The sequence below is a fragment of the Sphingobium sp. B11D3D genome (genome assembly GCF_025961755.1).
GTDB lineage: Bacteria > Pseudomonadota > Alphaproteobacteria > Sphingomonadales > Sphingomonadaceae > Sphingobium.
Genome location: NZ_JAOQOG010000001.1, coordinates 319,725 through 338,878, shown reverse-complemented (window position 1 = coordinate 338,878; position 19,154 = coordinate 319,725). Strand labels below are relative to the sequence as shown.

The 19,154-nt window shown below is 66.3% G+C and carries 19 protein-coding genes; 12 read left to right on the top strand and 7 right to left on the bottom strand.

The window, feature by feature from the left end:
* The first annotated feature begins 7 nt into the window (after nt 1-7).
* The 7 genes from coaBC (at nt 8) to M2334_RS01635 (ending at nt 6,300) form a co-directional block, all read left to right on the top strand.
* Nucleotides 8-1,261, top strand: coding sequence for a bifunctional phosphopantothenoylcysteine decarboxylase/phosphopantothenate--cysteine ligase CoaBC (gene coaBC, locus M2334_RS01665; RefSeq protein ID WP_264604637.1), 1,254 nt, complete (start codon nt 8-10; stop codon nt 1,259-1,261).
* Entirely contained in the window at nt 1,242-1,700 is a 459-nt protein-coding gene (gene dut / locus M2334_RS01660; protein WP_264604636.1) for a dUTP diphosphatase, read from the top strand. Before coaBC ends, dut begins: the two co-directional genes overlap by 20 nt.
* 15 nt (nt 1,701-1,715) lie before the next feature.
* Complete coding sequence (locus M2334_RS01655; RefSeq protein WP_264604635.1) at nt 1,716-2,474, top strand: HesA/MoeB/ThiF family protein; 759 nt, start codon at nt 1,716-1,718, stop codon at nt 2,472-2,474.
* A complete protein-coding gene (locus tag M2334_RS01650; RefSeq protein WP_264604634.1) occupies nt 2,471-2,845 on the top strand; it encodes a DsrE family protein in 375 nt (124 codons plus the stop codon). The genes M2334_RS01655 and M2334_RS01650 overlap by 4 nt, the downstream gene beginning before the upstream one ends.
* 2 nt (nt 2,846-2,847) lie before the next feature.
* Nucleotides 2,848-4,098, top strand: a complete 1,251-nt coding sequence (locus M2334_RS01645) for an MgtC/SapB family protein (protein ID WP_264604633.1) — start codon at nt 2,848-2,850, stop codon at nt 4,096-4,098.
* 113 nt (nt 4,099-4,211) lie between these two features.
* Nucleotides 4,212-5,309 (top strand): branched-chain amino acid aminotransferase, encoded by a 1,098-nt coding sequence (locus M2334_RS01640; protein WP_413716425.1) that lies wholly within the window; start codon nt 4,212-4,214, stop codon nt 5,307-5,309.
* A gap of 94 nt (nt 5,310-5,403) precedes the next feature.
* Nucleotides 5,404-6,300 (top strand): pirin family protein, encoded by an 897-nt coding sequence (locus tag M2334_RS01635; protein ID WP_264604631.1) that lies wholly within the window; start codon nt 5,404-5,406, stop codon nt 6,298-6,300.
* A gap of 31 nt (nt 6,301-6,331) precedes the next feature.
* Here the strand turns inward: M2334_RS01635 and M2334_RS01630 are convergent, their stop codons facing one another.
* On the bottom strand, nt 6,332-7,882 hold the full coding sequence (locus tag M2334_RS01630) for a winged helix-turn-helix transcriptional regulator (RefSeq protein ID WP_264604630.1): 1,551 nt from the start codon (nt 7,880-7,882) through the stop codon (nt 6,332-6,334).
* A gap of 216 nt (nt 7,883-8,098) precedes the next feature.
* Here M2334_RS01630 and M2334_RS01625 point away from each other — a divergent pair, with 216 nt between their 5' ends.
* The 4 genes from M2334_RS01625 (at nt 8,099) to M2334_RS01610 (ending at nt 11,871) form a co-directional block, all read left to right on the top strand.
* Nucleotides 8,099-8,668 carry a hypothetical protein gene (locus tag M2334_RS01625; protein WP_264604629.1) on the top strand — a complete coding sequence of 190 codons (570 nt, stop codon included), beginning with the start codon at nt 8,099-8,101 and terminating at the stop codon, nt 8,666-8,668.
* 218 nt (nt 8,669-8,886) lie between these two features.
* Nucleotides 8,887-9,822, top strand: a complete 936-nt coding sequence (locus M2334_RS01620; protein ID WP_264604628.1) for an SDR family NAD(P)-dependent oxidoreductase — start codon at nt 8,887-8,889, stop codon at nt 9,820-9,822.
* 32 nt (nt 9,823-9,854) lie between these two features.
* Nucleotides 9,855-10,841 carry a zinc-dependent alcohol dehydrogenase family protein gene (locus M2334_RS01615; protein WP_264604627.1) on the top strand — a complete coding sequence of 329 codons (987 nt, stop codon included), beginning with the start codon at nt 9,855-9,857 and terminating at the stop codon, nt 10,839-10,841.
* 34 nt (nt 10,842-10,875) lie between these two features.
* Nucleotides 10,876-11,871, top strand: a complete 996-nt coding sequence (locus M2334_RS01610) for an alpha/beta hydrolase (protein WP_264604626.1) — start codon at nt 10,876-10,878, stop codon at nt 11,869-11,871.
* Nucleotides 11,872-11,946: 75 nt separating this feature from the next.
* Here the strand turns inward: M2334_RS01610 and M2334_RS01605 are convergent, their stop codons facing one another.
* From M2334_RS01605 to M2334_RS01585, 5 genes are all read right to left on the bottom strand, one after another.
* Nucleotides 11,947-13,116: an amidohydrolase family protein gene (locus M2334_RS01605; protein ID WP_264571772.1), complete on the bottom strand. Its 1,170-nt coding sequence runs from the start codon at nt 13,114-13,116 to the stop codon at nt 11,947-11,949.
* A 167-nt stretch (nt 13,117-13,283) separates the two neighbouring features.
* On the bottom strand, nt 13,284-14,183 hold the full coding sequence (locus tag M2334_RS01600; RefSeq protein WP_264604625.1) for a TauD/TfdA dioxygenase family protein: 900 nt from the start codon (nt 14,181-14,183) through the stop codon (nt 13,284-13,286).
* A gap of 88 nt (nt 14,184-14,271) precedes the next feature.
* Nucleotides 14,272-15,492, bottom strand: coding sequence for a glycerate kinase (locus tag M2334_RS01595; RefSeq protein WP_264604624.1), 1,221 nt, complete (start codon nt 15,490-15,492; stop codon nt 14,272-14,274).
* 6 nt (nt 15,493-15,498) lie between these two features.
* Nucleotides 15,499-16,467: an NAD(P)-dependent oxidoreductase gene (locus M2334_RS01590; protein WP_264604623.1), complete on the bottom strand. Its 969-nt coding sequence runs from the start codon at nt 16,465-16,467 to the stop codon at nt 15,499-15,501.
* An 89-nt stretch (nt 16,468-16,556) separates the two neighbouring features.
* Nucleotides 16,557-17,057 carry a MarR family winged helix-turn-helix transcriptional regulator gene (locus tag M2334_RS01585; RefSeq protein ID WP_181561226.1) on the bottom strand — a complete coding sequence of 167 codons (501 nt, stop codon included), beginning with the start codon at nt 17,055-17,057 and terminating at the stop codon, nt 16,557-16,559.
* A 230-nt stretch (nt 17,058-17,287) separates the two neighbouring features.
* On the opposite strand from M2334_RS01585, the gene M2334_RS01580 reads away from it, so the two are divergent.
* Nucleotides 17,288-17,935, top strand: coding sequence for a c-type cytochrome (locus tag M2334_RS01580; protein WP_264604622.1), 648 nt, complete (start codon nt 17,288-17,290; stop codon nt 17,933-17,935).
* 36 nt (nt 17,936-17,971) lie between these two features.
* On the opposite strand, the gene M2334_RS01575 is transcribed toward M2334_RS01580, so the two are convergent.
* Entirely contained in the window at nt 17,972-19,093 is a 1,122-nt protein-coding gene (locus M2334_RS01575; protein ID WP_264604621.1) for an NAD(P)/FAD-dependent oxidoreductase, read from the bottom strand.
* Between the last annotated feature and the right edge of the window lie 61 nt (nt 19,094-19,154).

The window sequence follows — 19,154 nt, the reverse complement described above, 5'->3', positions numbered from 1 at the left end:
AACCATCATGACCCAGCGGATCCTCCTCATCGTCTCCGGCGGGATCGCCGCCTACAAGGCGCTGGAACTGGTGCGCCTGCTCAAGGGCAAGGGCCTTGCCGTGCGCGCCGTGCTGACCGACGCCGCCACCCAGTTCGTGACGCCGCTTTCCTTCGGCGTGCTCACCGAGGATCATGTCTATGGCGACATGTTCGACCTCAAGGAGGAGCGCGAGATCGGCCATATCCAGCTCAGCCGCGAGGCCGACCTGATCGTCGTCGCGCCGGCGACCGCCAACATCCTCGCCAAGATGGCATCGGGCATCGCTGACGATCTCGCCACCACCGTGCTGCTCGCCACCGACAAGCCGGTGCTCGCCGTGCCCGCGATGAATGTGCGGATGTGGCACCACAAGGCCACCCAGCGGAACCTCGACACGCTGCGCGGCGATGGCATCCATGTGATGGAGCCTGACGTCGGCGCCATGGCCTGCAACGAGTGGGGCAAGGGTCGCCTGCCCGAGCCGGCCGCCATCGTGCAGGAAATCGAGCGGCTGCTGGCAGAGGCGCCGTCACCGGCCGCGCTGCTGACCGACACCAGCCGAACGATCCATGCGCCCGATCTCAGCCACGCCAATCTGCTCGGCCGCCATGTGCTGATCACCGCCGGCCCCACACATGAGCCGATCGACCCGGTGCGCTACATCGCCAATCGCTCGTCCGGGCAGCAGGGCTTTGCGATTGCCGCCGCCGCCGCACAGGCCGGCGCGCGCGTCACGCTCGTCGCAGGGCCGGTCAGCCTGCCCACGCCGCGTGGCGTCACCCGGGTGGACGTGCAGACCGCGCGGGAGATGCAGGCCGCCGTGGAGGGAGCCTTGCCAGCCGATATTGCCATATTGGTCGCAGCAGTGGCCGATTGGCGCGCCGCCGACGAGGCCGGCCAGAAGATCAAGAAGGATGGCTCGGGCACGCCTGCCCCGCTCGCGCTGGCCGAGAATCCGGACATCCTCGCGACGCTGGCGCGCCACGTCCAGCGCCCCGCCCTGCTCGTCGGCTTCGCGGCCGAGACCGAAACTGTCGTCGACCACGCTATCGCCAAGCGCCAGCGCAAGGGCGCGGACTGGATCGTCGCCAATGACGTGTCCGGCGATGTCATGGGCGGATCGCATAACAGCGTCCATCTGGTCACGGCGCAGGGCGTCGAAGACTGGCCGGACATGCCCAAAGCCCTTGTCGCCACGCGGCTGATTGAAAGGATTTCCGATGAACTGGCCGCCCGTTGACATTGCGGTGAAGCGCCTGCCCCATGGCGAAGACCTGCCATTGCCCAGCTACGCCACCGCCGGCGCAGCCGGCATGGACGTGGTCTCCGCCGAGGATGTAACGCTGCCGAGCATGGCTCGCCATGCGGTGGCCACCGGCCTCGCGCTCGCCATTCCCGAGGGGTTCGAGGTGCAGGTGCGCCCCCGGTCCGGGCTGGCGCTCAAGCATGGCATCACGCTGCCGAACACGCCCGGCACGATCGACAGCGATTATCGCGGCGAACTGAAGGTCATTCTGGTCAACCTGGGCGAGGATGATTTCGAGATCAAGCGCGGCGACCGGATCGCCCAGCTCATCGTTGCGCCTGTGCAGATCGCGCGCATGGTCGAGGTCGCGACGCTGGACGATACGGCGCGCGGTGCGGGCGGCTTTGGCTCCACCGGCGTCCGCACGGTCTGACGCACAGCCGCACTGATGGACTTCACCGACGATCAGCTTGAGCGATATGCCCGCCACATCGTGCTGCGCGAGATCGGCGGCGCGGGGCAGGCACGGCTGGCCGGAGCGCATGTTGCGATCATCGGAGCGGGCGGCATCGGGTGTCCGGCGATTGCCTATCTGGCGGCAGCCGGCATCGGCACTCTGCGGATCATCGATCATGATAGGGTGAGCCTCTCCAACCTACAGCGGCAGATCCTGTTCGCCAGCGACGACATCGGTCGCCCGAAGGCGGAAGCCGCGCGGGATGCCGTGCGCCGACTCAACCCGGATTGTCATGCTATTCCGATCAACACAGCGCTGGATGCCGACAATGCCGCGACGCTGCTGCGCGATGCCGACATCATTCTGGATGGCTGCGACAATTTCGAGACGCGCCTCGCCGTTTCCGACGCCGCGACCCGGCTGCGCATTCCGCTGGTGAGCGCCGCCGTCGGCCAGTTCGAGGGGCAGATCGGGGTCTGGCGGGGCTGGGAGGATGGCCAACCCTGCTATCGCTGCCTGGTCGGCGACACCCGCACCGACCCCGCCCGCACTTGCGCCGAGGAAGGCATTGTCGGGGCGCTGACCGGCATCATCGGCTCCATGGCGGCGCTGGAGGTCATCCGCGCGCTCGTGCCCTTCGGTGAACCGACCACCGGCAAGTTGATCGTCTTCGATCTGCTCGCCCGTCGCCTGCGGACCATGGCTATTCCGCCGGACCCGGCCTGCAAGGCCGCGCTGGCCTGCGCATGAGCGCGCGGCCGCCTCTCGCTCTCGTCGTCGTCAGCGCCGAGCCGGCCCGATTGCGCGCGGCCCTGTCGCTCGCGCGGGCGGAGGTCGCTCTGGGAAGTGCGGCCCGCATCTTCCTGCAAGGCGAGGCGGCTGCCCTGTTGCGCACCCCGATCCGCGCCCCGCAGGACGCCGCCTGGGCTGCAGCCGGGGAGCCGACGCTCGCGCAATTGCTGGATGATGCGCTGGATGAAGGCGTGACGATCAGCCTCTGCCAGAGCGGCGTTGCCATGGCAGGCGTGGCGGCGGACGGCCTCGACTCCCGTATCGAGATGACTGGCCCCATTGCCTTTCTCGCAGCGGCTGGGCCGGACATCCGCCTGCTGACGCTCTGACCATGAGCCTCGCTCTGTCTCCATCGCTGCTCGGGCTTCTCGCTGCTCTCGCCGCCGGCCTTCTGATCGGCCTCGAACGAGGCTGGACTCAGCGCGACAAGCAGGCCGGGCAACGGGTGGCGGGGTTCCGCACCTTCGGCCTGATCGGCTTTGCCGGGGGCCTGTCGGCGCTCCTGCCGGAGATGATCGCCGCGATCATGGCGCTGGGCGTGGTCGGCGCGCTGCTCATTGGTTTCGGCCAGGCGATTCGCGACGACCAGCTTTCGGCCACCACGATTGTGGCGGCGCTCCTGACCTTCGCCATCGGCTATGCCGCAGTGGCGCTCTCACCTGCCATCGCTCTGGCAGCAGCGGGCGCGGCCTTTGTGCTGCTGAGCGCCCGCCACTCGATGCACGCCCTGCTGCGCGGGCTGACGGAAGGCGAGATTGAGGGCGTCGCCCGCTTTGCGCTGGTCGCCCTCGTCGTCCTCCCGCTGCTGCCCGATGCCACTTATGGCCCCTATGATGCCTGGAACCCCCGCCAGATCTGGATGGTGGTGGTGCTGGTCGCCGGGCTCTCCTTTGCTGGCTATGTCGTCGCGCGCCGGTTCGGCAGCAGCCGGGGCGTATTGATGATGGCGCTGACCGGCTCCATCGTCTCGTCCACGGCGGTGACGGCCTGGTACGCCCGCCGCCTGCGCACCGAGCCGGAATTACGCGGCGTGCTGACCGCCGGCATCGCCATCGCCACCATCGTCATGTTCGTGCGCGTGCAGGTGTTGACTGCCATCCTCGTGCCCCGCGCCCTGCCCACGCTTGCGCTGGTGCTGACCCCAGCGCTGGTCGTCTCGGCGATCATGGCCCTGCTCGCCTGGCGCCGTGACGATTCGCCGGATGGGCCACCGGTCAAGCTCGGCAATCCTTTCGATTTCGGCCCGGCGCTGATGCTCGCCGGCTTCGTCGCGGTCTTCTCGCTGCTCGCGCGCTGGGCGCTGGATGTCTGGGGCGACGAAGGCATCGCCGTCGTCATAGGCCTCACCGGCTTTATGGATGTGGACGCGGCGGTGCTCACCCTTGCCGGCCTGCCCGCACAAACGCTCGACAACGCCACGGCGGGTTTCATCCTCGCCGCGCCGGTCTTCGCCAATACCGCCGTCAAAGGCGTGATGGCGCTTGTACTGGCCGGGGGACGCAATGGCATCATCGCATCCGCTCCGCTCTTTGCGTCCCTGCTCGCCTCGCTGGCGGGCGCTGCCCTGTTCTGGCTGGGCTGACCGCGGCGCGCCTGCAACGGCGCGGCACCGATGCCACAAGCGGACGCGCGGGGGGCATGACAGCCTGCGTTTATCCTGATACCGCCTGCCCCACCTGAACCCATCCACCCTCAATGGACAGATTTCGCATGTTGGACTTCACGACCCAGCCGCTCGCCACCTCCACCTCGCCCGAGGACCGTGTTGCCGCCATGGCGACGCTCGGCTTCGGCACGCTCTTCACCGACCATATGGTGACGATCCGCTATACCGAGGGACAGGGTTGGCATGATGCCGTACTGGGTCCGCGCCAGCCCATCCCGCTCGATCCGGCCGCCGCCGTGCTCCATTATGCGCAGGAGATTTTCGAGGGGCTCAAGGCCTATCGCCTACCGGACGGGTCCGTCGCAAGCTTCCGCCCGGAGGCCAACGCCGCCCGCTTCAACCAGAGCGCCACACGCCTCGCCATGCCGCATCTGCCCGAGGATCTGTTCGTCGAGAGCATCCGCAAGCTGGTCGCGGCAGACATCGACTGGGTGCCGGATGCCGACAAGGGCAGCCTGTACCTGCGCCCCTTCATGTTCGCGAGCGAAGCGTTTCTCGGCGTCCGCCCGGCGCGCGAATATGTCTATTGCGTGATCGCGTCCCCGGTCGGCGGCTATTTCAAGAGCGGCAAGTCGGCCGTGACGCTGTGGGTCAGCCATGATTATGTCCGCGCGGTCCCCGGGGGCACCGGTGCTGCCAAGTGCGGCGGCAATTATGCCGCGAGCCTGCAGCCACAATCCGTCGGCATCGAGCATGGCTGCGACCAGGTGCTGTTCCTCGACGCGGTCGAGCGCAAATGGATCGAGGAACTGGGCGGCATGAACATCATGTTCGTGTTCAATGACGGCACGATCATCACCCCGCCGCTCAACGGCTCGATCCTGCCCGGCGTCACCCGCGATTCGTTGCGGCTCGTCGCCGAGGACGCCGGCTACACGGTGAAGGAGGAACCCTACAGCTTCGAGCAGTGGATGGCCGATGCCAAGAGCGGCAGGCTGAAGGAAGCGTTCGCCTGCGGAACCGCTGCCGTCATCACGCCCATCGGCGAGGTGCGCTCGACCCAGGGCGATTTCATCATTGGCAATGGCGATGGCGGCGAGGTGGCCCGCGCGCTGCGCGAGGCGCTGGTCGGCGTGCAGCTCGGCCAGAAGCTGGACCAGCATGGCTGGATGACCCGCCTGGCCTAAGCGGGTTGGCCTGAACGGGCCGGCAGACGGCCGGGAACGGAGCGGGTCATTCTGCATAAGGATATGAACAAGTCTATCTGAAGGAGCAGACCCGATGACCTTGCGCCAGACCTTCATCGACAGTGTCGACATGATCATCCTGCCGCCCGTGCGCGATTTGGGCGACGGCTTTCAGGTCCGGCGCGCGCTGCCATCGGCCCATCGCCGGATGGTCGGCCCCTTCGTGTTCTTCGATCAGTTCGGCCCGACGACCTTCTCGGCCGGCGAGGGCCTGGACGTCCGCCCCCATCCGCACATCGGCCTCGCCACGGTGACCTATGTGCTGGAGGGCGAAATCCTCCACCGCGATTCGCTGGGCAAGGTCCAGCCGGTGCGCCCCGGCGCCGTCAACTGGATGACGGCAGGGCGCGGCATCGTCCATTCCGAGCGCAGCGCCGATGATACCCGCGCCGCAGGCGGGCCGTTGTTCGGCCTTCAGACCTGGGTCGCGCTGCCGCAAGCGAAGGAAGAGGTCGATCCGGCTTTCTTCCATCACCCCGCCGACACGATTCCCGAAACGGAGGCAGAGGGCGTGCGCATCCGCGTCGTCGCTGGGAGCAGCGACGGGCTGACCTCGCCGGTGCAGGCCTTCTCGGACATGCTCTACGCCGACGTCACGCTCCAGGACGGCGCGCGCTACCGGCTGGGCACCGACCATATCGAACGCGCGGTCTATGTCATCTCGGGCGGACTGGCGGTGGAAGGCCAGAGCGGCGGTTTCAACGCCGGCGAACTGGTGATCTTCAAGCCGGATAGCGAGATCGTCCTGCGCGCCAATGGCCCGACCCGCATCATGCTGGTCGGCGGCGAGCCATTGGATGGGCCACGGCACATTTACTGGAACTTCGTTTCCAGCTCCCGCGATCGCATCGAGCAGGCCAAGGACGACTGGCGGCAGGGCCGGTTCGACACCGTGCCCGGCGAGCGCGAGTTCATTCCGCTGCCCGACTAGGCTCTCGCAATCTCAGGCCGGGCGGAGGCCTTCAATCCCGATCCATTTCCTGGATCGCCCGCTCCCGATCGAGCTGGACTTCGGCATTGTGCGTCAGCGCATCGAATGTCGTCATGAAGCTGTCGAGCTGGTCGGCAGGGATGCCCTGAAACAGGAACTCGCTGCGCCGAACCGCTGTCTCCTCGATGATCTGGCTCACCGCGCGTCCCTTCTCGGTCGGACCGAAGAAGCCGTGGCGGCGCCCTGGTCGCCCGGTGCGCTCGATCAGGCCGATCTCGATGAGATGATTGACCGTGCGGCCCGCCTGGCTCTGGTCGCGCGCCAATGCCAACACCAGCTGAGGCCAGCTGATCGGGGGATTGCGGCAGATTTCCGCCATGACCCAGGTCTCGAAATTCGAAAGGCTCGTCTGGCGCTTATGGGCTAGGGCACCGCCGCGCAGCATGTAGGAGCACAGAGTGACGAAGGGCGGCAACACGCGTGAGCGGTCCGCCGCCACACCGTTTTCGTCCGGCAGGCCCTCATCGACGAGATCCTGAAATGCCACGGTTTCGAGCCGCTGGTTGCTCGCCGCCTGCTTGCGCTCCTGCTCGAACAGGGCGATCGCGCGGGTCAGCAGCAGGTCCAGCACGCCGGAGAGCGTCTGAAGCTCCTCGTCGCTGATGCCGAAGGTCAGCTCCCGATTGCGCAGCTCGGCATGGCGCTGCAGTCGATCCGCCAGCTGCTTGCCGCTCGGGCTAAGCCGGATGGGGCTGCGGATGCCGCTGCGCAGCAGCAGGGCGACCTCGCCCATGCGCTTGATCGCACGGCTGATCTGCGCCTTGTCGACACCGCAGGCCAGGGAAATCTGCGCGAGGGTCATGCCGCCCTGGACATGAAGGAGCAGCAGGATCCGGCGGTCCAGCTCGTTGATATGCGCGGTGCGGGCGAAGGAGATATTCGCGCTCTCGCGGGCATTGCGCAGAAAGACCCAGAGCTTGGACTGGAACCGGGCCTGACGCTCGTCCCGCGGGCCGGGCGCCGGCGACGGGGCGTCGACGTCGATGCCGTCGAGCAGGACATCCAGCTGGCGATCGAAGGAACTGTCCGGTCCCGATGGTTCGGCACGGGCCTGCTCGACCAGCGTCCACCCGATCACGAAATGCTCGAGCGCCTGCGCGATCACGCGGGCTTCATCGAGTGCGAGGCCGACCTCGCACAAGGGTGCGACCGCGTCCGGCGTCCCCACCGCGAGAGGAAAGCGCGAGGCGACATGCGCGAACAGCCTGGCGCCATCGCGACTGGAGAGCATAGCGACCCGGCTGGTCTGCGCGCGCAAGGCAAGGCGACCGCGCCAGCCCGGGCCTGCCGCGCCGCCCTCGGCAGCACGCACCATATCCTGCGCCAACGCCGTCAGAAGTTGATCGTCGCTCGCGAAATGCTCTTCGATTTCGGCCGGATCGGCTTCAAGGTCGGCAGCGACTGCCTGCAGAGTGCAGCCGTCCAGGCCCGACCGGCCCAACAGGGCCAGCCCGGCGCTGATAATCGAAGCCCTGCCGATGCGCGCCCGGACCGAACCGAGCGCCGCGCGCCCCTTATTCATGATGACCGATCCCCAAAGACCCACCTTTCGCGTGATTCGGCCAGATTCATCGCATTTTCGAGCAGCGGTCAATGTTTATGCAAAATAATCAGACATAATGGTCATCCCCGAGCGATCCGTAAAATCGTTAGACCCGCAATAGATGGCGTAGTAAGATTTTCGCCACGCGGACGACCGCGTCACGAGAAGACAAGATATGTGGGAGCGAGAGGACCGGTGATCAGCAAATCCGTGGCGGCAGTCAGCGCCTTCATCATCGTCGCAGCCGGACTGAGCGGCGTGGCCCAAGCACAGGGCAGCCTGAACGACCAGTTGGCGACCTGCGCGAGAATTGGGTCCACGGAAGCCCGCCTCGCCTGCTACGATTCGGTGGCGCAGCATAATCAGCCGCAAGGCGGCGCCTCTTCTCCCGCGCCTGTGCCGGGCGCCGCGGGCTCCGGCAGTGCGAGCCGCACACCCACGCCTACGCCCGCACCGGCTGCCTCGTCCGCCCCGGCGGCGACGACCGGCTTTGGCGCCGAGCAGGTGGAGCGCGCCACGCGCCAGCCCCGCGCATCGCAGGAGGACAAGGAAACAAGCGCCACCGTGGCAAGCGTGCGCGAGATCGGCCCGGGGCTCTGGCAGGTCACGCTCGGGGATGGCGCGGTCTGGCGGATGGCGGAGCGGATGACTGCCTTCCAGCCGCCTGCCCCCCAGGACTCGGTCACCATCCGGAAGGGTGCGCTCGGCAGCTATCTGATGCAAGTCGGGCGGCAGGCGGCTGTGCGCGTGAACCGCGTGCGCTGATCGCGCGCGGCTTCCGGCGGAAAGACCTAATCAACAAACCGCTGGCTTGCTGCGAGCAGGGTCGGACCCGCCTCTGCTCTGACTTATCGCCTAATCGACTGTCGCGCACCGCAGTCACGCCACGCACGCGCCACCGCTTTTTTGTGGACTTAGTCATTCTGATCTCGATAGGGCCTTGCCGTCCCGCATGAGCAGGCGGATTGAGGAGAGGTGATCTGATGTTGAACGTGAGTGGCAAGACGGCCTTCATCACCGGCGGCGCGAGCGGCATGGGCTGGGGCATGGCAAAGGCCTTCGGCGAAGCGGGGATGCGGGTCATCATCGCCGACATCCGCCAGGACGCGCTCGATCAGGCGATGGAAGGCTTTGCCAAGACCAATCTGGCCGTTCACGCCATCAAGCTGGATGTCGCAGACCGCGATGGCTGGGCACGCGCCGCCGATGAAGCCGAGGCGCAGTTCGGCAATATCCATGTGCTGGCGCTCAATGCCGGCGTGGGCGTGACCGGCTCGATGCTGACGGCGACCTACAAGGACTGGGACTTCAACATGTCCGTCAATGTCGGCGGCGTCGTCAACGGGCTCGTCACCATGCTGCCGCGGATGCTCAAGCATGGCGAGGAAGGGCAGATCGTCGTCACATCCTCGACCGGCGGCTTTTCCGCAGTGGGCAATGCCGGGCTCTATTGCGCCGCCAAGTTCTGCGTGGCCGGCATGTTCGAAAGCCTCGCCACCGATCTGCGCGGCACCGCGCTTGGCGCCTCGGTCTTCTTCCCCGGCCCGGTGCAGACCCAGCTCGGCAGCACGACCAACGCCACCCGCCCCGAGCATCTGCGCAATGATGCGCCGCCCCCGGCCCCCGAGGCCGTCGGCGCGAAGAAGGATGCGCGGCCGGCACCCGGCTTCGACCCAAACCTGTTCATGTCCAGCGAGGAAGTGGGTGAGCGCGTGCTGCGCGGCATCCGCCGCCGCGACCTGTTCATCATGACCCACCCGGAGTTCCAGCGCGGGATCGAAGCGCGCAGCAACGCGCTGGTCCGTGCCATTCCGGTTGAAGCACCGAACGAGGTCCGCGCCAATCTCGTCGCCCAGTTCGGAACGCTCATGTACAACCCGATCTACGACGAGCAGCAGCCGCTCGACGAACCGCTTTGAGACGGCGGAGCTGACCACACAGGAGAGAACAGATGGCAAAGGTCGTCCGCGTGCATGAACTGGGGCCGCCTGACGTGCTCCGTTTCGATGAGATCGCGGTCGGCGCGCCAGACCCTGGTGAAGTGCGGATCAGGGTCGAAGCCATTGGCCTCAACCGCTCCGAAGCGATGTTTCGGGCAGGGCGCTATCCCACCAAGCCGACATTGCCGACGCTGATCGGCTATGAGGCCTGCGGCATCATCGAAGCTCTGGGCGATGGCGTGTCCGGCTTCGCCGTCGGTGATCGGGTCTGTGCTCTGCCCATGTATCCGCTCGGCCAATATGGCGTCTGGGCCGAGCAGGCAATCGTGCCGGCCCGCTGCCTCCTGCACGCACCACCCGGGCTCAGCGCCGCGCAGGCTGCGGCGGTGTGGATGCAGTATATGACGGCCTATGCGATCATCGAGGTCGGCAAGGCCGGCATCGGCGATTATGTCATCATTCCCGCCGCCTCCAGCAGCGTCGGTCTCGCCGCGATCCAGCTCGCCAACTGGGCCGGCGCCGTCTCGATTGCGGCCACGCGCACCAGCGACAAGGCCGAGGCGCTCAAGGCGCACGGGGCCGCCCATGTCATCGCGACCGGGGAGACGGATCTGGTTGAGGCCGTGATGCAGATCACCGACGGCAAGGGTGCGCGGCTTGTGTTCGACCCGGTGCAGGGACCCTATGTGCAGACGCTCACCAGCGCGATGGCCGAGCGCGGCATCCTGTTCATCTATGGCGGCCTGTCCGAACAGCCGACCCCCTATCCGCACTGGAATATGGCGTTCAAAGGCCTGTCGATGCGCGGCTGGGTCGCCTCGGAAATCTGGAACCACCCCGAGCGGTACAAGCGCGCGCAGGAGCACATCCTGCTGGGATTGAAGCTGGGCAAGCTCAAACCGGTGATCGCGCGCACCTTCCCGTTCAGCGAGATCGTGGAAGCCAATCGCTATCTAGAATCGAACCAGCAAATCGGGAAGATCGTTGTGACCGTCTGAACCCGACGGCAGGCGTCACTAGGGGGCAGAGAATATGACGAACGAAGAGGGCGGCCAGACCAGCGTGAAGCTCCCGGCGCGGGACATCCCGCCGCCACGGACGATCAGCCCGCAAGCCCGGCAAGCACTGATCGAGGGCGCCGCCACGCCGGCGACGAACTGGCCTGCCGCGACCGATCTGGCAGGCTGGCGGGAACGGCTGGCGGCCAGCAACGCCATGTGGGAGCCGATGGCGCAAGCCATGCTCGCCACGCTACCAGTGACCATCGACACCGTGCAGATCGCGGGCGTGGCCTGCCATGATTGCGTGCCGCACGCCGGAACAGCTGATGATGGTCCGGTCTATCTCTTCATTCATGGCGGCGCGTTTGTTTTCGGCGGTGGCGCATTCGCCAAGGCGACCGGTGCCCGGCAGGCAGCGGCGCTGGGCTGCCGGGTCGTCTCGGTGGATTATCGTATGCCGCCCGACCACCCTTACCCGGCTGCGCCGGAGGATTGCTTTGCGGTATACCGGGCGTTGCTGGCCGGGACCGATCCGCGCCGCATCGTGATTGGCGGCAGTTCGGCCGGCGGCAATCTCGCCGCGGTTGTGACGCTGATGATTCGCGATCAGGGCCTGCCGCTCCCCGCCGGTCTCGTGTTGCTGACGCCCGAAGTCGATCTGACCGAGTCGGGCGACAGCTTCCTCACCAATGAAGGGCTGGATGTGGTGCTCAAGCGCGGGCTGCCGGAGTGCAACGCGCTCTACGCCAACGGCCATGACCTCACGCAGCCTTATCTTTCCCCGCTCTTCGGCGACTTCACCCGGGGCTTTCCGCCGACACTGGTGCAGACTGGAACGCGCGATCTCTTCCTGTCCAATTCCGTGCTCTTCCACCGCAAGTTGCGAGAGGCGGGCGTCGATGCCGAATTGCACGTGTGGGAAGCGATGCCGCACGCCGGGTTCGGCTGGGGCAAGGTACCGGAGAACAGGGAAATCGAGCGCGAGGTTGCGCGGTTCATCGGGCGCGTGATGCCGCGGCAGACCTAGCGCAGCCGCAGGCTGGTCATGAAAAAAGGGAGAGCGCGCGCCCTCCCTTTTTCTATCTCACCGCGAAGTGTGCGCTTACTCAGCGGCAATCGCGTCGACGCGGGCCGGAATGTCCAGCCCATAGAGCTTGGCGGCATTCTCATAGGCAATCTTGCGCACCAGCGCCGGATCGGCGCCCTCGGTGAACTCGGCCAGCACCTTGCGGCTGTTCGGCCAGATGCTGTCCGGGTGCGGATAGTCCGTCGCCCACAGCAGCTTGTCCTCACCGTAGAACTTGTGCAGCGCGATCGCCGTCGGGCTCTGCTGGAACGTGCCGTAGACCTGCCGCTTGAACAGCTCGGACGGCTTCATCTTGTGCGGAATGCCGCCGCGCGCGTTCCAGAATTCCTCGGCTTCCCAAAGGCGCCAGTGGCGATAATCCAGCTCCTCGATCACCCATGGCAGCCAACCGATGCCGCTCTCCGCGATGACGATCTTGAGGCCGGGGTGACGCTCGAGAATGCCCCAGGCAAACAGGTCCACAAACGGATCCATGAACTGCTCGATGAACATCTTCACGTGCAGGAAGGTGGCGCCGGGGCTGCCCTTATACTTGTCGAACGCGCGGCTGACGCTCGGGAACACGGTCACGTGGAAGGAGAGAATGATATTATTCTCCTCCAGCATGGTCCACAGCGGCTCCCAGCGCTCGTCCTCAAGGCGCGGCTGGGCCATGGCGATCTGCAGATTGGCCTGCTTGAAACCGCCCAGATCGACGATCTTCTGCAGCATCGCGACGGCCGCCTCCGGCTCGGGCGGCAGCATCGGCACGCCGATCAGCCGGTCGGGAGCCGCGGAGCAGAACTCCTTGAGCCATTCATTATAGGCGCCGTAGCAGGCGTCGCGCAGTTCCTTGTCGTCGAAATCGAGCGAGGTGACCGGGCCGAAGATGACATGCGCGTACACGCCATCCCGATCCATGTCGGCCAGTCGCAGTTCGGCGACCGCAGGGCGACGCTCGGTCTGATCGACAATGCCGCCGCGATCCAGGGCGGTGAAGATCGGCTTGGGACCGGTCATCGTGCTCGGCGCACCCGACCAGCCGCCCAGGCTTTTACCGTCGCTCATCCAGGTGGCGCGGCCATCGACCATCTCGACCTTGGGGCCGCGATCCTTCAGATGGTCGGGCAGCCGGCTCGTCCAGAGATCGGTAGGAAGTTGATTGAGATCGAGGTGATCGTCACAACTGATCAGCGGATAATCCATGGGCCTGCTCCTCTCGCCTGAAGACCGAATGAAACGAGGACGGCTTTGTGCCGACAGCCTTCGGTCCTCAGCAATGTAATTAGCTACCTAACTATCTTGCAGCTTTTCATGGAGCAATGCAAGCATTTCCGTCGCCTTGCCCTTCGGTTCAACCCGGCCGGCGCTCCTCAATTGGAAATAGCGCGCAACGGCGCGGTGATCGCGCTGCGCTCCTCGCCATATTCATTGACGTTGGCGCGGCGCAAATCGCGCTTGTAACGCACATAATCGAACGCAGTCCCGCGGTGCAGCGCATAGCGATTGTCCCAGATCAGCAGGTCGCCCTGGCGCCATTTGTGTGCGTAGATAAACTTCTCCTGACTGGCGAAGGCGATCAATTCGTCGATCAGGGCCGTGCCCTCGGCATCGCTCAGCCCCTCGACGCGGAACGCATGGCTGCCCACGAACAGGCTCTTGCGACCCGAGGGACTGATTCGCACCATAGGCTGCATCGCGCCCGGCATGATCTCGCGGATACGGGCCGCTTCCTCCGGGCTGGCGCCGCCCTTGATCCGGCTGGCCGCAAAGCTGTGCTCGGCAACGAGAGTCTCGATGCGATTCTTCATCGCCTGCGGAAGTTCATCGTAGACATGGCGCAGATCCACGAACTCGGTGTCGCCGCGCTCCGGCGGGACGATCACACCGCGCAGCATCGACCATTTGCTCGGCATGTCGTTGAAGCTGCTGTCCGCGTGGAAAATCTCATTGCCCTTGGCGAACTTGGCCCGCAGCGATTCGCGGTCCACGATCTCGCCGTTCACGTCGAGATTGGAGGCATCGTAGAGGCCATAAGCCATCCGGCGCGGCTCATCCGGGCGATACATGCCAGGCAGTTCGAGCGGGCCGAAGGCACGGGCAAAGCGCAGATGCTCCTCATCCGTGATATGCCCCTGGCCGCGGATGCACAGCACGACATGCTCTTCCATCAGGCGTTCGACGAGATCGATCAGCGCTTGGTCTGGGACTTGCGACAGGTCGGGGCCGGACAATTCGGCGCCAAAAATCGGATGCAGCCTCCTGACGTCCATCGCACCTCTCCTGTCTCACATGTTTGTGCAGCTTCTATTAATTCCGATTCAAATGATTTGCAAATTCAATGCTTGCGATGCCGAGCCGTCAAGGATCGACCAGGATGATCCGCAAGTCGTTGACGTTGGTGAGCGTCGGCCCCGGCGTAAACAACGCACCCACTTGACCCAGCGCGCCCCCGGCATCGTTGGCGGCCTGCACCGCCTCGACATCGATCCCGGCCTCGTCTAGCGCAAAGCCGGTTTCGCCATCGACATAGGCGCCCGCGACATCCCGGTTGCCGTCCACCCCGTCCGTATCGGCGGCCAGCGCGGCGACGCCGGGATGGTCGGCGATCTGCCCGGCCAGCTCCAGCGCATATTCCTGATTGGGGCCACCGACCCCATGGCCGGTGACCGTCACCGTCAATTCGCCGCCCGAGAGCAGCGCGCAGCGTTGGGCACGATTATGCGCCAGGATCGCGGCCCGGGCATGACGGCGCGCGACCTCGCGCGCATCGCCATGGGCCTCCCGATCGAGAATGACCGGTTCATAACCCTGCGCCTGCAAAAATGCGGCGGCGGCATCCAGCGCGTCATCGGGGCGGACGACCACCTCAAACCGGCTCTCCGCCAGGCGGGGATCATCCGGCTTGATCGATTCGCTCCAGCCGCCCGGATCGGCAATGCCATAGCGCGCCAGCACCGCTTGCGCCTGTGCCACCGTGCTTTCATCGCCCACGGTCGGGCCAGAGCCGATGTCCTGCGGCACATCTCCGACCACATCCGAGACGGCAAGGGTGACCACCTGCGCTGGCCAGGCAGCCGCCGCGAGGCGTCCGCCCTTGATGCGCGACAGGTGGCGCCGCACCATGTTGATCTCGCCGATCGACGCGCCGGAGCGCACCAGCGCGCGGGTCACCGCCTGCTTGGCCGCGAGATCGAGTGGCGGGGATGGCGCTGCGAGCAGGGCCGAGGCTCCACCCGAAAGGAGCACCAGCAGCAGATCGCCTTCCTCGGCGCTCTCAGCCAGGGCGAGGCATCGCTCTGCCGCCGCAAGACCTGCAGCATCCGGCACGGGATGGCTGGCTTCGACCAGCTCGATGCGGGTGAGCGGGCCGCCATAGCCAGTGCGGGTCACGGCGAGGCCGGTGGCATCCGGCCAGTGCTGCTCCACCGCCTGCGCCATCGGCACGGCGCCCTTGCCTGCGGCGATGACGAGCACGCGCCCCTCGGGCCGGGGCGGCAGGGCCGCAATGATCGTCTCGGCCCGCTTGCACGCCGCCACAGCGACGGCAAAAGCCTCCTCCAGCAAAGCGCGCCGGTTCATCGCCATTTAGCGGGCCGCCAGGAAGGTTGCGACATTCTCGCCGGTGCGCCGCGCCACTTCCGTCACCGCCTGTGCGCTCAGCCATGCCGAGTGCGGCGTGACGATCACATTGTCGCGTTGAGCAAGGCGCAGAATGGGGCTGCCCGGTGGTGGCGGCTCGACCGGCGCCACATCGATTCCGGCGCCGCCGATATGGCCTGACGCCAGCGCGTCCTCCAGCGCATCGAGATCGATCAGGGCGCCGCGCGCGGTGTTGATGATGACGGCACCGGCCTTCATGCCGGCCAGCGTCTGCGCGTTGAGCATGTGCCGCGTGTCGTCCGTCAGCGGGCAATGCAGGCTGATGATGTCGCTGGTCGCCAGCACCTCCTCGAAGGCCAGCCGCCCCTCACCGGCCGGCTGCCCCTGGCGCCCGGCAAACACAACATCCATGCCCATCGCCTGCGCGCGACTGGCGACAGCCTGCGCAATCGCGCCGCTGCCGAACAGACCGAGCCGCTGCCCGGCAAGATCCCGCACGGGTGCAGCGAAGACGCAGAAGGCCCGGCCGTTCTCCCATTGGCCATCAACCACCGAATTGCGAAACGGCACCAGCCCGCGAGCGAGCGCGAGGATCAGCATCATCACATGCTCGGCGACGGATGTGCCGGCGTAACCCACCACATTGCGCACTTCGATGCCCCGGGCCTTGGCCGCGACGCTGTCGACCACGTCCATCCCGGTCGCCGTCACGGCAATGAGCTTGAGGTCCGGCAGCGCGGCAAGCATGGCCGCGTCCAGCCGCACCTTGTTGATGATCGCCACCTGCGCGCCGGCGAGGCGGGCAGCCACATCCTGCGGCTCGGTGAAATCATGCTCGATCCACTCATGCGCGATATCGGGCCGGGGAATCTCGAACCCGCCCATCGTTATCTTGTCGAGATGCACAATGCGCGGCGCGCCGTGCGCTGCCTGCTCGTTCGTGCCCGTTGCCATGCGGATCGCTCTCCCTAGATCGTTCGCAATGCAACTATCTAGCGCGGCAGGCCAAGTCCAGCGCCTGATGCGCCGGACCCGACGGGCAATCAGCCCATCGGCGATTCGTACAGTAATCTCATGAGCTTGTCGGTGACGACATTGACCTGATCGATCTCCTTGTCGCTCAGCCCTTCCAGTACGGACGCACGGAAGGCGTGGGCAACCGCCATGATTTCATCCAGCGCTTCCTGCCCGGCCGGCGTGAGCTGGATCAGCTTGGTGCGCCGGTCGCTGGGGTCCTGCAACCGCACCACCAGGCCATCGGCCTCCAGTGTATCGAGCATCCGCGTCAGGGTCGGCCCTTCAATGCCGATCCGCTTGGCGATGGCAATCTGGGCGCTCGGTTCCGGTGACCGGGCGATCGTCGAGAGCGCTTCCATGCGGGCCGAACCATAGCCCAGTGGACGCAGGCGCTCGTCCAGCATCGCGCGATAGCGGCGCGCAACGAGGATCATGCGATAGGTGAACCCATATTCGCGATCCAGCCGGCTCCCACCGGTGATCGTCGGCAGGACGATGGCTGCCGGTTCCTCAGAATTCTCAGCCAATAGTAACCCCCACGTGGCCGGCGTGCCTGATTGCAAGTCGTTCCAAAGGCCCGATCATTTGCCCCCTGTCAACCCGAGAGCTGAAGCCCGGCCGGATTGCCGCCCAGCCGGCCGGCGTATCGCAATGCACAATTGAGTGTTGACGCTGCCCGTCCGCCACGCCAGATGCTTGGGCACAAGCCCGTGAGGGTTGGAGAGGACGACAGAAAAGATTGTTGGGAGTTGCTGCAATGTCCACCCTTCGCGCGCTGTCGACTCGCGCTCACGCTGCCCTGATCCTGCCTTGCCTTGCCGTGCTTTCGGCCTGTGGCGGCAGTGCCGAACCGGCCCAGAACAATGTTTCCGAACCTGACGATATGCAGGAAAACGCCGTGAACGCGGCGGCGGTGCCTGTCACAAATGAAGCCAGCAATCAGGCGGCGGCGACACCCGCGCCGGCTGCCGGGGCGACAGAGGCTGCAGCGACAAAGCCTGCCGCCGAAACCGCAGCACCCAAGGAAACCGCAGCGGCCGCACCGGCCCCCGCGAAGGTCGCAACCTCGGCACCCGCCAGTGCTCCGGCTGCCGCGCCGGAGGGCGATGCCGCCAATGGTGCCAAGCTGTTCGCACAATGCCGCGTGTGCCACTCTGTCGAGCCTGACAAAAATGGTCTTGGCCCGTCGCTCCACGGCGTGGTCGGCCGCAAGGCCGGCACGCTCGCCGGGTTCAATTACTCGCCGGCCGTCAAGGGCAGCGGCATTACCTGGTCGGCATCTGCGCTGAACACCTATCTGCGCTCGCCGATGAAGGCGATGCCGGGCACGAAGATGGCGTTCGCGGGCATTGCCGACGATGCCAAGCGCGCCGACGTCATCGCCTACCTTCAGACCCTCAAATAAGCCGCCAGGCTGAAGCCGAGCCAATAAGGTCCGGCTTCAGCGGGACGACCCGAACCGATCCGGCGCGTAGATGGATGCATCGATGTGCCGGACCGCCGTCGGCAGCGCCTCGTCGAGCAACGTGGCCGCGCCGATCTGTGCTGCGGCCGGCGCCGTTTGCATGCCGAAACCGCCCTGTCCCGCGAACCAGAAAAAGCCGGGCACAGCCGCATCATAGCCATAGACCGGCAGCCGGTCGGGCGCGAAGCTACGGAGTCCTGCCCATTTATGCTCCACGGCCGCGACCGGCCAGTCGGTGACCTGCATGAACCGATCGACCGCGCGCGCGACATCCAGCTCTTCCGGCACCACGTCGCGTGCATCGTCCGGCGTTTCGTCATGCGGGGTCACCCACAAGCGCCCCTGCCCTTCCGACTTGAAGTAGAAGCTTCCATCGAGCGCGATGACCAGCGGGACATGCGCGGGCGCCGTTGGGCAGCGCAGTTGCACGACCGTCCGGCGCAGGGGCGTGATGCCCAGCGGCACGACGCCGCAACGCCGGGCGACATCATCGGCCCAGGCGCCGGCTGCATCGACGATGATGCCGCACGACAGCGGCCCGTCGCTGGTCTCCACAGCCCAGCCAGCGCCCTCGCGGCGCGCTGAAAGCAGCCGATTCGTCAGCCGCTCTTCCACGCCGCCGCGTCGTGCGGCCCGCCGATAGGCAGCGAGAAGCCCGCCGGTATCGATGTCCGCACAGGAGGGGGCCGCGACACCGATCGTCCATTCGTCACGGATGCCCGGCACGGCCTCGGCAACCGCCTCACGCCCGAGTCGCGTGAACTGGACATCGCTGCTCGCGAAATCGGCGATCAAGCGGTCGGCAAGCCCCTGCTGATCATGGCGGCCAAGGTGGATGGCGCCGCGCGGCGAGAGAAAGCCATGCTCGGAAAATGACGGTTCCGGCCGCGCCAGCATCGGCCCGCTCGCACTGGTCAACGGCTGTACGCCGGGACCACCATAGGTCTCTTCCCAGAACGCCACCGACCGCCCGGACGCGTGATAGCCGGGCTGATCTTCCTGCTCGATGAGAATGACCCGAGCGCTGCCGGCTATGCCTGCGGCCAGACTGAACCCGGCGATACCGCCGCCGACGATAAGGATATCGACCGAGGTCATCGGCGCCGCTCCGAATCGGCGGCAGCCCGGCAAAGCCAGGGAATGCGCGCCAGATAGTGGT

Excerpts from the sequence above, each read along its gene's own strand:
- M2334_RS01595 (WP_264604624.1), bottom strand. The coding sequence starts at position 15,492 with ATGAACCGGCGCGCTTTGCTGGAGGAGGCTTTTGCCGTCGCTGTGGCG.
- M2334_RS01580 (WP_264604622.1), top strand. The coding sequence starts at position 17,288 with ATGTCCACCCTTCGCGCGCTGTCGACTCGCGCTCACGCTGCCCTGATC.
- coaBC (WP_264604637.1), top strand. The coding sequence starts at position 8 with ATGACCCAGCGGATCCTCCTCATCGTCTCCGGCGGGATCGCCGCCTAC.
- M2334_RS01610 (WP_264604626.1), top strand. The coding sequence starts at position 10,876 with ATGACGAACGAAGAGGGCGGCCAGACCAGCGTGAAGCTCCCGGCGCGG.
- M2334_RS01630 (WP_264604630.1), bottom strand. The coding sequence starts at position 7,882 with ATGAATAAGGGGCGCGCGGCGCTCGGTTCGGTCCGGGCGCGCATCGGC.
- M2334_RS01635 (WP_264604631.1), top strand. The coding sequence starts at position 5,404 with ATGACCTTGCGCCAGACCTTCATCGACAGTGTCGACATGATCATCCTG.
- dut (WP_264604636.1), top strand. The coding sequence starts at position 1,242 with ATGAACTGGCCGCCCGTTGACATTGCGGTGAAGCGCCTGCCCCATGGC.
- M2334_RS01600 (WP_264604625.1), bottom strand. The coding sequence starts at position 14,183 with ATGGACGTCAGGAGGCTGCATCCGATTTTTGGCGCCGAATTGTCCGGC.
- M2334_RS01645 (WP_264604633.1), top strand. The coding sequence starts at position 2,848 with ATGAGCCTCGCTCTGTCTCCATCGCTGCTCGGGCTTCTCGCTGCTCTC.
- M2334_RS01620 (WP_264604628.1), top strand. The coding sequence starts at position 8,887 with ATGTTGAACGTGAGTGGCAAGACGGCCTTCATCACCGGCGGCGCGAGC.
- M2334_RS01655 (WP_264604635.1), top strand. The coding sequence starts at position 1,716 with ATGGACTTCACCGACGATCAGCTTGAGCGATATGCCCGCCACATCGTG.
- M2334_RS01575 (WP_264604621.1), bottom strand. The coding sequence starts at position 19,093 with ATGACCTCGGTCGATATCCTTATCGTCGGCGGCGGTATCGCCGGGTTC.
- M2334_RS01615 (WP_264604627.1), top strand. The coding sequence starts at position 9,855 with ATGGCAAAGGTCGTCCGCGTGCATGAACTGGGGCCGCCTGACGTGCTC.
- M2334_RS01640 (WP_413716425.1), top strand. The coding sequence starts at position 4,212 with ATGGACAGATTTCGCATGTTGGACTTCACGACCCAGCCGCTCGCCACC.
- M2334_RS01605 (WP_264571772.1), bottom strand. The coding sequence starts at position 13,116 with ATGGATTATCCGCTGATCAGTTGTGACGATCACCTCGATCTCAATCAA.
- M2334_RS01590 (WP_264604623.1), bottom strand. The coding sequence starts at position 16,467 with ATGGCAACGGGCACGAACGAGCAGGCAGCGCACGGCGCGCCGCGCATT.
- M2334_RS01650 (WP_264604634.1), top strand. The coding sequence starts at position 2,471 with ATGAGCGCGCGGCCGCCTCTCGCTCTCGTCGTCGTCAGCGCCGAGCCG.